13 protein-coding genes are annotated in these 11,632 nt (G+C 70.3%); 10 read left to right on the top strand and 3 right to left on the bottom strand.

Features of this window, described 5'->3' with window-relative positions:
* Positions 1 to 124 precede the first annotated feature (124 nt).
* From ACI3KX_RS20755 to ACI3KX_RS20735, 5 genes are all read left to right on the top strand, one after another.
* Positions 125 to 499 (top strand): group 1 truncated hemoglobin, encoded by a 375-nt coding sequence (locus ACI3KX_RS20755; protein WP_404910933.1) that lies wholly within the window; start codon positions 125 to 127, stop codon positions 497 to 499.
* An 87-nt stretch (positions 500 to 586) separates the two neighbouring features.
* Complete coding sequence (locus ACI3KX_RS20750) at positions 587 to 1,963, top strand: transcriptional regulator (protein WP_363356013.1); 1,377 nt, start codon at positions 587 to 589, stop codon at positions 1,961 to 1,963.
* Between the two features lie 61 nt (positions 1,964 to 2,024).
* Positions 2,025 to 2,441 (top strand): VOC family protein, encoded by a 417-nt coding sequence (locus ACI3KX_RS20745; RefSeq protein ID WP_363356011.1) that lies wholly within the window; start codon positions 2,025 to 2,027, stop codon positions 2,439 to 2,441.
* Between the two features lie 221 nt (positions 2,442 to 2,662).
* The gene (locus tag ACI3KX_RS20740) at positions 2,663 to 4,213 is read left to right on the top strand and encodes an aldehyde dehydrogenase family protein (RefSeq protein ID WP_404910932.1); all 1,551 of its coding nucleotides are present in this window, start codon (positions 2,663 to 2,665) and stop codon (positions 4,211 to 4,213) included.
* A 210-nt stretch (positions 4,214 to 4,423) separates the two neighbouring features.
* Positions 4,424 to 4,831: a DUF779 domain-containing protein gene (locus tag ACI3KX_RS20735; RefSeq protein ID WP_404910931.1), complete on the top strand. Its 408-nt coding sequence runs from the start codon at positions 4,424 to 4,426 to the stop codon at positions 4,829 to 4,831.
* A 16-nt stretch (positions 4,832 to 4,847) separates the two neighbouring features.
* Here the strand turns inward: ACI3KX_RS20735 and ACI3KX_RS20730 are convergent, their stop codons facing one another.
* Both ACI3KX_RS20730 and ACI3KX_RS20725 read right to left on the bottom strand, forming a co-directional pair.
* Entirely contained in the window at positions 4,848 to 5,336 is a 489-nt protein-coding gene (locus ACI3KX_RS20730; RefSeq protein WP_363356005.1) for an FBP domain-containing protein, read from the bottom strand.
* 469 nt (positions 5,337 to 5,805) lie between these two features.
* Positions 5,806 to 6,435: an SGNH/GDSL hydrolase family protein gene (locus ACI3KX_RS20725; protein ID WP_404910930.1), complete on the bottom strand. Its 630-nt coding sequence runs from the start codon at positions 6,433 to 6,435 to the stop codon at positions 5,806 to 5,808.
* A 190-nt stretch (positions 6,436 to 6,625) separates the two neighbouring features.
* On the opposite strand from ACI3KX_RS20725, the gene ACI3KX_RS20720 reads away from it, so the two are divergent.
* From ACI3KX_RS20720 to rplI, 5 genes are all read left to right on the top strand, one after another.
* Entirely contained in the window at positions 6,626 to 7,825 is a 1,200-nt protein-coding gene (locus tag ACI3KX_RS20720) for an acyl-CoA dehydrogenase family protein (RefSeq protein ID WP_404910929.1), read from the top strand.
* A 171-nt stretch (positions 7,826 to 7,996) separates the two neighbouring features.
* Positions 7,997 to 8,365 carry a 30S ribosomal protein S6 gene (gene rpsF / locus ACI3KX_RS20715; RefSeq protein WP_163616223.1) on the top strand — a complete coding sequence of 123 codons (369 nt, stop codon included), beginning with the start codon at positions 7,997 to 7,999 and terminating at the stop codon, positions 8,363 to 8,365.
* A gap of 5 nt (positions 8,366 to 8,370) precedes the next feature.
* Positions 8,371 to 8,898, top strand: a complete 528-nt coding sequence (locus tag ACI3KX_RS20710; protein ID WP_404910928.1) for a single-stranded DNA-binding protein — start codon at positions 8,371 to 8,373, stop codon at positions 8,896 to 8,898.
* 73 nt (positions 8,899 to 8,971) lie between these two features.
* Positions 8,972 to 9,226, top strand: coding sequence for a 30S ribosomal protein S18 (gene rpsR, locus ACI3KX_RS20705; protein ID WP_045301896.1), 255 nt, complete (start codon positions 8,972 to 8,974; stop codon positions 9,224 to 9,226).
* Positions 9,227 to 9,236: 10 nt separating this feature from the next.
* Positions 9,237 to 9,689, top strand: coding sequence for a 50S ribosomal protein L9 (gene rplI / locus ACI3KX_RS20700; protein ID WP_347977383.1), 453 nt, complete (start codon positions 9,237 to 9,239; stop codon positions 9,687 to 9,689).
* Positions 9,690 to 10,076: 387 nt separating this feature from the next.
* Here the strand turns inward: rplI and eis are convergent, their stop codons facing one another.
* Positions 10,077 to 11,351: an enhanced intracellular survival protein Eis gene (gene eis, locus ACI3KX_RS20695; RefSeq protein WP_404910927.1), complete on the bottom strand. Its 1,275-nt coding sequence runs from the start codon at positions 11,349 to 11,351 to the stop codon at positions 10,077 to 10,079.
* Between the last annotated feature and the right edge of the window lie 281 nt (positions 11,352 to 11,632).

Below are 11,632 nucleotides of genomic sequence, written 5' to 3'. Positions count from 1 at the left end.
GTCATGTGGGTGCTCCGATTCGTGAGGGGATGGGGATGCTGTCTCGCGGGGTGTCGTCAGCGCCGGGCGCTGACGACACCCCGCGAGACAGCATCCCCATCCCCTCACGAATCGGAGCACCCACATGACCGACACCACCGAAGTGACCCTGTACCAGCGGCTCGGCGAAGGCGACGGCATCGCCGCCGTCGTCGACAACATGTACCGGCTGATCCTGGGCGACGAGACGCTCGCGCCCTACTTCTCGCAAACCCGGATGGTCGACCAGAAGCGTCACATGGCGCTCTTCCTCGCCGCGGCGGCCGGCGGTCCCAACGGCTACAAGGGCCTCGATATGCGCGCCGCCCACGCCGGACGCGGGATCACCGACGCCGACTTCGACCGGGTCATCGGCCATGCGGCGACGGCGCTCGCCGACGCGGGCGTCGACGAAGCCACGATCGGCCAGGTCGCGGGCGCGCTGATGCCGCTGCGCTCCGAGGTCACCACCGCCGGCTAGGAGAGCCGAGCCCCGGCGCCTCGTCGAGGGCGACGCGCGGCCGTCCTACACTGGACGCACGCTCCACCGACGTCGATCGGAGCCGCCGTGTCATCACCCTGGTCGCAGCGCCGCGAGGTGTCGCCCGAGACATCCCGTCTGCTCATCGAGCGCGCGCACGAAGAACTGGTCGCGGGCAATGCCGCCGACGAGCGGCTGAACGACGTGCGGATGCTCGTGCGGGAGTCCTGGCGCCGTTCGCTCGACAGCCTCGTGGGCGCCGAAGGGCTGCCGCCCCTCGACCTGACCGCGGAAGAGCTCGAGGCGTATCGCCGCGCGCACCCGCTCGCCGGCGTCATCGACATGGTGCGCGGACTGCTGCTGCCGGGCGAGGCCTCGGAGTCCGGTGTCGTCGTGGCGGTCGGCGATGCCGCCGGGCGGCTGCTGTGGGTCGAGGGCGACCGGAACGTGCGCCGGCTGACGGGCGACATGGGGTTCGTCGAGGGCGCGAACTGGTCGGAGGACGCCGTCGGCACCGCCGCCCCGGGCACGGCCCTCGCGCTCGGCCGGTCGGTGCAGATCACCGGCGCCGAGCACTTCAACCGTCTCGTCCAGCCGTGGTCCTGCAGCGCCGCCCCGGTGCACGATCCCGAGACGCGCCGCATCCTCGGCGTCATCGACGTGACCGGGGGCCTTGAGGCGGTGACGCCGCAGGCGCAGCTGCTGGTGGACGCCACCGCCCGGGCGATCGAGGGAGAGCTGCTGGTCGCGCGGCTCCGTGCTCGCGCCGCCGAGGGACAGACTCCCGCGCCCGGCGCCGCCCGGCGCCGCTCGCCCACTCGGCGCGCCGAGCCCACTCGTGCGACCCTCCGGGTGCTCGGACGCGACCGTGCCTTGCTCGAGGTGGCCGGCGAGGGCGTCGAGACGGTGTCCGAGCTCGGTCCGCGCCACGCCGAGCTGCTGCTCATGCTCGCCGTGCACCGCCAGGGGCTGTCGGCCGAGCGACTGGGCGAGCTCGTGTACGGCGAGTCCGCCGATGCTCGCCGCGCGGCGACGGGTGCGACGTCCGTCACGCTCCGCGCCGAGATGGTGCGCCTGCGCAAGGCGCTCGCGGCATCCGCTCCCGCTCTCGTGCCGGAGTCCCGGCCCTACCGGCTCGGCGTCGAGATCGAGACCGATGCGCACCAGGTGCTGTCGCTGCTCGACCGGGGCGCGCACCGGGTCGCGCTCGCCGCGTACCGGGGCGACGTGCTGCCGGATTCCGTCGCGCCCGGGGTGGAGGAGTTCCGCGACACGGTCCGCGTCGCGCTGCGCGAGGCGCTCATGGCCGAGGCGTCCGTCGATGTCCTGCTGGCGTTCGCCGAGACGGATGCCGGCGCCGATGACGTCGACCTGCTGCGGCTCTGCCTCTCGATGGTGCCCGCGCGGTCGCCCCGTCGTGCGGGGCTCGTGGCGCGGATCGAGAAGCTCGACGCCGCTCTCTGATCGCGGACCGTTCCTGTCCGCATTTGGCGGGAGGGTGGATCCACGACAGAGAGGAACCGCCATGCTCCGCGGATTCGCCACCATCAGCTACTACGCCGCAGACCTGAACGCCGCTTCGCGCTGGTACGCCGAGGTACTGGGTATCGAGCCCTACTTCGTCACTCCTGCCTACATCGAGTTCCGTGTGGGGGACTACGAGCACGAGCTCGGCATCATCGATGCGCAGTACCGGCCGCCGATGCCCGACGGGCCGGCCGGTGCGGTCATGCAGTGGGCGGTCGATGACGTGCACGCGAGCCTCGCGCGCCTGATCGAGTTCGGCGCCGCCCCGTATCAGCCGGTGATCGAGCGAGGTCACGGCTTCAACACCGCGGCCGTGGTCGACCCCTTCGGCAACATCCTCGGCATTATGGAGAACCCGCACTACCTCGAGATCGTCGAGCGGGACCGCGCTCGACGCTCGCCCTCTGCCGAGTAGCGCGCGTCGCCCACGTTCGGTCTCGCTCGCTCAGCGGGCCTGTCCCGGTCGTTGAGCGAGCGAGGAACGCGGTCGATGAGCGAGCTTGCGAGTCGAAACGCAGAGACGAAACGCCCTGCGCCCGGCGCAGACGATCGGCCGCAACGTTGTGCAACCTCCGCGGGCCTACCTTCGACCCATCGCGACGAGGACCGTCGCACCACGCGTCGAAGGAGACCAGCATGACCATCGTCGAAGAGGGCGTCTCGAGCATCTACGCCGCTCCCGGGCAGCGCGGCTCGATCGCCGACTACCGCCCCCGCTACGGCCACTACATCGGCGGCGAGTTCGTCGAGCCGATCAAGGGCCAGTACTTCGAGAACATCAGCCCCGTCACGGGCAAGCCCTTCACCGAGGTGGGCCGCGGCACGGCGGAGGACATCGACCGCGCGGTGGATGTCGCGTGGCGGGCGTTCGTGTCATGGAAGCGCACCACGCCGGCCGAGCGCGCGCTCATCCTCAACAAGATCGCCGACCGCATCGAGCAGAACCTCGAGAAGATCGCCGTCGCCGAGACGTGGGAGAACGGCAAGCCCGTCCGCGAGACGCTGGCGGCCGACATCCCGCTCGCCGTCGATCACTTCCGGTACTTCGCGGGTGTGCTCCGCGGTCAGGAGGGCTCGCTCAGCCAGATCGACGAGGACACCGTGGCGTACCACTTCCACGAGCCGCTCGGCGTGGTCGGGCAGATCATCCCGTGGAACTTCCCCATCCTCATGGCCACGTGGAAGCTCGCGCCGGCGCTGGCAGCCGGCAACTGCGTGGTGCTGAAGCCGGCCGAGCAGACGCCGGCGTCGATCCTGTTCCTGTTCGAGATCATCGGCGACCTCCTGCCGGCGGGCGTCGTCAACATCGTCAACGGGTTCGGCATCGAAGCCGGAGCGCCGCTGGCGCAGCACAAGCGCATCCGCAAGGTCGCGTTCACGGGTGAGACGACCACGGGCCGCCTCATCATGCAGTACGCGTCGCAGAACCTCATTCCGGTGACCCTCGAGCTCGGGGGCAAGAGCGCGAACGTGTTCTTCGAGGACGTCGCCCGCGACACCGGCGACGCCTACTACGACAAAGCCCTCGAGGGCTTCACGCTCTTCGCGCTCAACCAGGGCGAGGTGTGCACGTGCCCCTCGCGCGCGCTCATCCAGCGATCCATCTACGACCGCTTCCTCGGCGACGGGCTCGACCGCGTCGCGAAGATCGTGCAGGGCAACCCGCTCGATCCGGCGACGATGATCGGCGCACAGGCCTCGAACGACCAGCTCGAGAAGATCCTGTCGTACATCGAGATCGGCAAGGCGGGCGGCGCGAAGCTGCTCGCGGGCGGCGAGCGCGTCGACTTCGGCGGCGACCTCTCGGGCGGCTACTACGTCGCGCCGACGGTTTTCGAGGGCTCGAACGACATGCGCATCTTCCAGGAGGAGATCTTCGGCCCCGTCGTCTCGGTGACCTCGTTCGACGACTTCGACGACGCCATCTCGATCGCCAACGACACGCTGTACGGCCTCGGCGCCGGGGTCTGGAGCCGCTCGGGTGACACCGCCTACCGCGCCGGTCGCGCCATCGAGGCCGGGCGCGTCTGGACGAACACCTATCACCAGTACCCCGCGCACGCGGCGTTCGGCGGCTACAAGCAGTCCGGCATCGGCAGGGAGAACCACCTCAAGATGCTCGACCACTACCAGCAGACGAAGAACCTGCTCGTGTCGTACGCCGACGGTGCGATGGGCTTCTTCTGATACCCGCCCCGGCCCGGGTGGAGCGAGTCGCCAGCCGCTCCGCCCGGGCCGTTTCAGACCTCGGTCGTTGAGCGGAGGGCGCTCTGGCGCCCGAAGACGAAACGCCAGAGCCTTGCGCGAAACCCGCGACGTGTCGTCTGCGTTTCGACTCGCAAGCTCGCTCAACGACCGCGTTCCTCGCTCGCTCAGCGACCGGGATGAGGAGTCCTGATGGCCCCGACCCGAACCCACGCGCGTGTGGCGGTGACGGATGCCGCGGCATCCCTCCTGCGGCAGCTCACGGCCCAGCACGGCCCGCTGATGCTCCACCAGTCCGGCGGATGCTGCGACGGCAGCGCGCCGATGTGCTTCCCGGTCGGGATGTTCCAGACCGGCCCGTCAGACGTGCGGCTGGGTGAGCTCGAGGTCGGCCTCGCAGAGCCCATCGAGGTCTTCATCTCGGCGGCTCAGTACGAGTACTGGAAGTACACGCACCTCACGATCGACGTCGTTCCCGGCCGCGGCGCCGGGTTCAGCATCGAGGGGCCGACGGGCAGCCGCTTCATCATCCGCTCGCGCATGCTGACCGATGCCGAGCTCGACCACTTCGGGCTGGGGCCGCACGCCTCCGCGGGATGACGTGCGGCCCTCCCGTTCAGTGGCTGTCGCGGATGTCGCGCGCGAAGCCCTCGGCGTGCGCGCGGAGCGCCTCGATGCGCCGCTCGCGTGCGGCCATCACGTCGAACCCGAGGTAGGCGGGCGGCATCGGCCGGCGCGCGTTTACGGAGCACTCGAAGTTCTCGCACAGCAGAGTGCCGACGGTGTCGCCGTTGCGGCCGGCCTTGCCGGCGCGCTTGGCGCCGAACAGCACGACATCGTTCGGGAGCGTGACGTCCTCGCACCATGAGCACTGCGGGCGGGTGCGCGTGCGCTGCTCGGTCTGGCGCAGCAGGATGCCGACCGGCTCGTCGTCGACCGACACGACGATGAAGCCGGCGAGCGGCTGCTTCGGGTCCCGCCAGCCGAAGTAGTCGAGGTTCTGCCAATCGACCGGGGCCAGGTCAGGGATGACGAGGGCGTTGCGTTCGCGCAGCGAGGCGTTGACGAACGAGGCGCGAATGTCCTTCTGGGTGTATGCGTGCATGATTCCTTGTTTCACGGGGGATCGTCGCGGTACGACGAGAGATCGGATGCCGCGGGCCGGTGGTTCGCGGAGAGTCGACGGCGTCGCGCTCGGCCGAAGACCGGGCGACGCGCGCGGCTACCTCCGCTCGGCGCAGGACGCGCCGAGTACCCCCTCACGCCCGCCGGGCGTCGTGAACGTCGAATGCACGCCCGACAGCATACGCTCGTGCGCCTGCGCACCGGCTGCGTCGGCAGGGTCGGCGATCAGCGCAGCAGCGCCCAGCCCACCTGCGTGAAGAGCCAGTCGACACGACCGTCGTCCCGGTCGTTGAGCGAGGGAGGAACGACCGAGACGAAACGGCGTTTCGTCTCGCCGGCGCTCGCTCGGCGAGCTGGGGCCGGGCGTCCGGCGGTGACACGGTCGCGTCGTCGGGGAGCGGGGTGCCGGCCGCGTGCTCGTGGCACGGCCGGCGCATCGACATCGTGGTCTACGTGTCCGTGCGTGCAGCGCCCACCGGCATCGCGGCGTACGCGGCGAGCCAGGCGTCGGCGATGAGAGCGGCGCCCTGCGCCGTCGGGTGGACGCCGTCGGGCACGATCGCCGAGGCGCCGTGGGCTGCGGCCGCCGCGCCGATGCTGTCGTGCAGCGGCACGAGCGTGGCATCGAACCGCTCGGCGAGGCGGCGGACGGCGGCCCGCTTAGGGTCGAGGTCCTCGAGCCAGGCGGCCTGGCCCTCGCTCACCGGCACGAAGAACGGCTCCACGAGCACGAGGCGCTCGACGCCCGCTTCGCGGGCGGCCTCGAGGAGTCCCGCGACCGTGGCCTCGAAGTCCTCGGCCGAGGTCGGGTCCTCGTTGTCGTAGCGGCGCCACATGTCGTTCACGCCGATGTACACCGTGAGCACGTCGGGCTGCGTGGCGAGCACGTCGTCCCAGCGGGCGGCGAGGTCGACGGCGCGGTCGCCGCCGATGCCCTTGTTGACGACGGTGGCGTCGTCGCCGACCGCTCGCCCGATCAGGGCGACGTAGCCATCCCCCAGCGACGTGGCGTCATCTCGGTCGCGTCCGGAGTCGGTGATCGAATCGCCTGCGAAGACGAGGGTGGTCGAGCGAGGCATCCGGTGTGATCCAATCGGCGTAGTGCGTGGTTCGTCCGCATCGTCGAGAATCGCTTGACGGGCGGGTCTTGGACGTCCGCGACGGAGCGGACGTGGAGGTTCACGTGAACATATCGCTTCACGGCCCTGCGAGCGAGGAGCCGCGGGAATCGGTTTCGGGCAGGATCGAATCACGACGCGAGGAGGCGCCATGACCGATGCCCGCAGGGACCCCGACGATCTCGACGCGCTGCGCGCGGCATCCGACATCCTCGGCACCGACGCGCTCCTCACCCCGGACGAGCGCGCGGTCCGCGACCACGTGCGCGGCTTCGTCGACGCCGAGATCCGCCCGCACATCGCCGACTGGTTCGACCGAGGCCACTTCCCCGTCGAACTCGCACCTGCTCTCGGACGGCTCGGCGTCCTCGGCATGACCCTCGACGGGTACGGATGCCCCGGCCGCAGCGCCGTCGAGTACGGCCTGGCGGCGCTCGAGCTCGAGGCGGGCGACTCCGGCATCCGCACGTTCGTCTCGGTGCAGGGGTCGCTCGCGATGGGCTCGATCCACCGCTGGGGCAGCGACGAGCAGAAGCAGGAATGGCTGCCGCGCATGGCGGCCGGCGAGGCGATCGGCAGCTTCGCGCTCACCGAGCCGACCGCCGGCTCCGACCCGTCGAGCATGAAGACGTTCGGGCGGCGAGACGGCGGGGACTGGGTGCTCTCGGGGACGAAGCGCTGGATCGGCCTCGCCTCGATCGCGCAGTTAGCGGTCGTCTGGGCGCAGACTGACGACGGCGTCCGCGGGTTCCTCGTCCCGACCGGCACGCCGGGGTTCGAGGTCGCCGTGCTCGAGCCGAAGGGCTCGATGCGGGCCTCGGTGCAGACCGAGCTGCGCTTCGACGACGTGAGGCTGCCGGCATCCGCTCTCCTTCCCGAGGCGCGAGGGCTCCGCGGGCCGTTCTCGGCGCTCAACGAGGCGCGGTACGGGATCGTGTGGGGCGCGCTCGGGGCGGCGCGCGACAGCTACGAGGCGGCGCTCCGCCACGCCTTGCGACGCGAGCAGTTCGGCCGGCCCATCGCCGGGTTCCAGCTGACGCAGCGCAAACTCGTCGACATGGTGGTCGAACTGCAGAAGGGCGCGCTGCTGGCGCTGCAGATCGGACGTGCGAAGGATGCCGGCACCCTCACGTCGACGCAGATCTCGCTGGGCAAGCTCAACAACGTGCGCGAGGCGATCGCGATCGCCCGTGAGGCGCGCACGATCCTCGGCGGCGACGGGGTGCTGCTCGAGAACTCCCCGATCCGGCACGCGGCGAACCTCGAGTCGGTACGCACCTACGAGGGCACCGACGAGGTGCACACCCTCATCCTCGGTCAGCACCTCACCGGCCTCGACGCGTTCCGCTGACCGGTGTCGCGACCCCCGGTCAGGGCGGGTTCGGCGTCTGGTCGGCGATCCGGTACCATAGGAGGGTTGTCCGCACGCGTTCTATGCGCGGGAAGTCGGATGACGTGCACACACACCCTCCTGCTGTCGGGAAATGCCCGGCAGCCGTTCTAGTCCGAAGGAGGTGGGTTAGTGACGCACCAGTACGAACTCATGGTCATCCTGAACCCCGAGATCGACGAGCGCCAGGTCGGCGCCAACCTCGACAAGTTCCTGAAGGTCATCACGACCGACGGCGGCACCATCGAGAACATCGACATCTGGGGCAAGCGCCGTCTCGCTTACGAGATCCAGAAGAAGAACGAGGGCATCTACGCCGTCGTCAACTTCACGGCGACCGCCGCGACCACGCAGGAACTCGACCGCCAGCTCAACCTCAACGAGCAGATCATGCGCACCAAGGTGCTGCGTGCCGAAGAGGCCATCGCGATGATCGCGTCGGAGAAGCAGCGTGCCGACGAGCGTGCCGCTCGCAAGAGCGCCAAGGCTGCGAAGGCATAAGGCTGATGGCCGGCGAGACGATCATCACCGTCGTGGGAAACCTCACGGCTGATCCCGAACTGCGCTACACGCAGAACGGCCTCCCCGTCGCGAACTTCACGATCGCGTCGACGCCGCGCAACTTCGACCGTCAGGCGAACGAGTGGAAGGACGGCGAAGCGCTGTTCCTCCGCGCGAGCGTGTGGCGCGAGTTCGCCGAGCACGTGGCCGGCTCGCTGACCAAGGGCATGCGGGTCATCGCGACCGGCCGCCTCAAGCAGCGCAGCTACCAGGACCGCGAGGGCAACAACCGCACCGCGATCGAGCTCGAGGTCGACGAGATCGGCCCGTCGCTGCGTTACGCGACCGCACAGGTCACCCGCGCTGCGGGCGGCTCGAGCGGCGGCGGCAGCTTCGGCGGCGGTGGCGGTGGCGGTCAGGCTCGCCCGGCCCAGGTCGCCGACGAGCCGTGGTCCACGCCCGGTTCGTCGAACGCCGGCGGTGGCGACGCCTGGGCAGCCCCGGGCGCCTACGGCGACGATACCCCCTTCTAAGGGTCGATCTCAGAAGCAGATTCCGGATGCCTCGTGAAGAGGCATCCGATCAAGAAAACGTAAAGGAACCACCATGGCTGGAAAGGCAACCGGCGACCGCCGGAAGCCGCGGAAGGGCGCGAAGAACGCGGCCCCCGCGAAGGCGATCCGTGTCGGTCTCATCGACTACAAGGACGTCGCGACTCTTCGCAAGTTCATCTCGGAGCGTGGCAAGATCCGCGCCCGTCGTATCACCGGTGTCTCGGTGCAGGAGCAGCGTCTGATCGCCAAGGCGATCAAGAACGCGCGCGAAATGGCGCTCCTGCCTTACGCCGGCGCTGGCCGCTAAGGAGCACCCAATGGCAAAGCTGATTCTCACGAATGAGGTCGCCGGGCTCGGAAGCGCCGGAGACGTTGTCGAGGTCAAGAACGGGTTCGCCCGCAACTACCTCATCCCCCAGGGCTTCGCTGTGGCCTGGACCCGCGGTGGCGAGAAGCAGGTGGCGTCGATCCGCGCCGCTCGCGAGTCCCGTGCGATCCACGACCACGAAGAGGCCGTGGCGCTCAAGAACGCCCTCGAGACCAACAAGGTCAAGCTGTCGGTCAAGGCCGGCGCCGAAGGTCGCCTGTTCGGCGCGGTCAAGACGGTCGACGTCGCGAACGCGGTCAAGGCTGCCGGCCTCGGCGACCTGGACAAGCGCAAGATCCACATCACCTCCCCGATCAAGTCGGTGGGCGAGCACGAGGCGACGATCCGCCTGCGTGACGACCTCACCGCCGTGATCACGCTGCAGGTGGTCGCCGCCAAGTAATCCCCCCGGGATACGGCGAAACGGATGCCGCGGACCTTCGGGTTCGCGGCATCCGTCGTCTCCGGGCACGTCACCCGTCGATCGTGTACCCGACTCAGGAACGGTGCGGTCCGGCTGCCGTGTGGGGCGCGAGATTCCGCGGGCGCGCGGGAGCTGTTGTTGAGTCGTTCCTGAGTTGGGTACGGTGCCCGGGCTCAGACGGATGCCGCGGGCCGGTGCTCTTCACGAGCACTTGCGCCCGCGGCATCCGTCGTTTCGGGGACATCACCCGTCGATCGTGTACCGACTCAGGAACGGCGCGGTCCGGCTGCCGGGTGGGGCGCGAGATTCCGTGGGCGCGCGGGAGCCGTTGTTGAATCGATCCTGAGTTGGGTACGGTGCCCGGGGTCAGAAGATCCAGTTCGCGCCGGCGGCGACCGGCCAGGACCACGCCGCGGATGCCGCGCGCAGGGCCGCCGGTGAGCGGACGTCGACGAGGCCGGCCTGGGCGAGCGACGACAGCGAGATCGCGCCGAGATGCGCGGCGCCGAGCTCGCGGACATCGAGCGCCAGGTCGGCGGCGTCGTCGGTCGGCGCGACCTCTGCGTGGCCCCACGCCTGGGCGCGTACCCGCCAGCGCCCGGCGTTGGCGGGCAGCATCGCGTCGGTCACGTCGAGCACAATGTCGACGTCGCCCGCGTACCGGCGCTGCGCGAGCGCGGTGGGCAGGTCGACGATGCGCAGCCACGAGTTGTCCTGGTAGTCGGGCAGGGCGGGCCGGATGTCGACGAGCAGCGACACGATCGGATCGTCGACGGGCAGGTTCGAGATCTTCACCCGCGAGGTCAGGTCGAGATCGAGCAGCACCGACCACATGCGGTGTGCGGCGGCCGCGGTCAGCGCGACGGCCTCGCGCACATGCACGGTGCCCTCGGCCCCGGCGCGCTCCCACGACATCGTGCGGCGGAATGTCGCGTAGGCGAGCGCGGTGTCGGTCTCATCGCGCACGATCAGGAGCCGGAGCGCCTCCTTGCCGCCGCGGAGTGCCGCGGGGTCGGCTTCACGCGCCGCGCGCTGCTCCGGCGTCTCGCGGGTCGCCCAGCCCGGTCGCCCCAGCCCTTCGGGAAGGCGCGCGTAGTCGCGATGCAGAGCGGCGACGAGGTCGCCGTGGGCCGCGGCATCCCACTCCTCCAGTGCGACGTCGAGCTCGGCGGCGCCCGGCACCGGGCGGAGCGCGGCGCCGCGCGGGATCGTCAGGCTCAGCTGCGTCGACGCCATGCCGTAGCCGAAGCGGCCATAGATGGATGTCTCCGCCGCCATCAGGCCGGAGATCGCCTCACCGTTCGCGAGGCAGTCGGCGAAGTGGTGCTCGATCATCCCTCGCAGGATGCCGCGTCGCCGGTGACCGGGGTGCACGCCGACCCACGTCAGCCAGCCGCACGCCACTTCCGCGCCGGGGACGGGGTAAGCGCGCAGCGGGTACGCGCCGTGGAATCCGGCGAGCAGCTCGTCGTCGCCGACCTCCGCGACGCCGTACGTGCGGTGCCAGCTCAGCGGGCTCGGCAGCTCGCGCAGCGTCTCGATGGAGCGCTCGGTCGGGAACGCCCAGACGTCCAGACGCAGGACGTCGTCGCGCCGGTCGGATCCGATGGGGGTGAGGCGGTAGGAGTCGGGGAGAGGCACCCCCCTACTCTGGCGAGCGCGCGAGGGGCGCGCAATGAGGGCGGCGGTCCCTCGGCTGCGCCCGGGGTGTAACGAAGCGGATGCCGCGAGCCCCCCGGGTCGCGGCATCCGCTCCTGTCGTCTCCGCTGCGTCGCCCGCTCCAGGCATGGCCGGACGACGCAGGTGGAGACGGATCGTGCACCCCCGATCGAGAGGCGGGTCCAGGCAAGAGCCGGCCATCGCGATCGGGGGCGGTTCAAGGGCGGGAGGGCCGCTGGGGACGGCCCTCCCGCCCTTGAAC

The sequence above is a fragment of the Microbacterium sp. ZW CA_36 genome, assembly GCF_044987475.1.
Taxonomy (GTDB): domain Bacteria; phylum Actinomycetota; class Actinomycetes; order Actinomycetales; family Microbacteriaceae; genus Microbacterium.
Note: the sequence above shows the minus strand (reverse complement) of the source record. Positions and strands in the feature narration are given on the sequence as shown.

Coding starts and splice junctions, on each gene's coding strand:
- rplI (WP_347977383.1), top strand. CDS start 9,237: ATGGCAAAGCTGATTCTCACGAATGAGGTCGCCGGGCTCGGAAGCGCC.
- ACI3KX_RS20730 (WP_363356005.1), bottom strand. CDS start 5,336: ATGCACGCATACACCCAGAAGGACATTCGCGCCTCGTTCGTCAACGCC.
- ACI3KX_RS20745 (WP_363356011.1), top strand. CDS start 2,025: ATGCTCCGCGGATTCGCCACCATCAGCTACTACGCCGCAGACCTGAAC.
- ACI3KX_RS20710 (WP_404910928.1), top strand. CDS start 8,371: ATGGCCGGCGAGACGATCATCACCGTCGTGGGAAACCTCACGGCTGAT.
- rpsR (WP_045301896.1), top strand. CDS start 8,972: ATGGCTGGAAAGGCAACCGGCGACCGCCGGAAGCCGCGGAAGGGCGCG.
- ACI3KX_RS20720 (WP_404910929.1), top strand. CDS start 6,626: ATGACCGATGCCCGCAGGGACCCCGACGATCTCGACGCGCTGCGCGCG.
- ACI3KX_RS20725 (WP_404910930.1), bottom strand. CDS start 6,435: ATGCCTCGCTCGACCACCCTCGTCTTCGCAGGCGATTCGATCACCGAC.
- ACI3KX_RS20735 (WP_404910931.1), top strand. CDS start 4,424: ATGGCCCCGACCCGAACCCACGCGCGTGTGGCGGTGACGGATGCCGCG.
- ACI3KX_RS20740 (WP_404910932.1), top strand. CDS start 2,663: ATGACCATCGTCGAAGAGGGCGTCTCGAGCATCTACGCCGCTCCCGGG.
- ACI3KX_RS20755 (WP_404910933.1), top strand. CDS start 125: ATGACCGACACCACCGAAGTGACCCTGTACCAGCGGCTCGGCGAAGGC.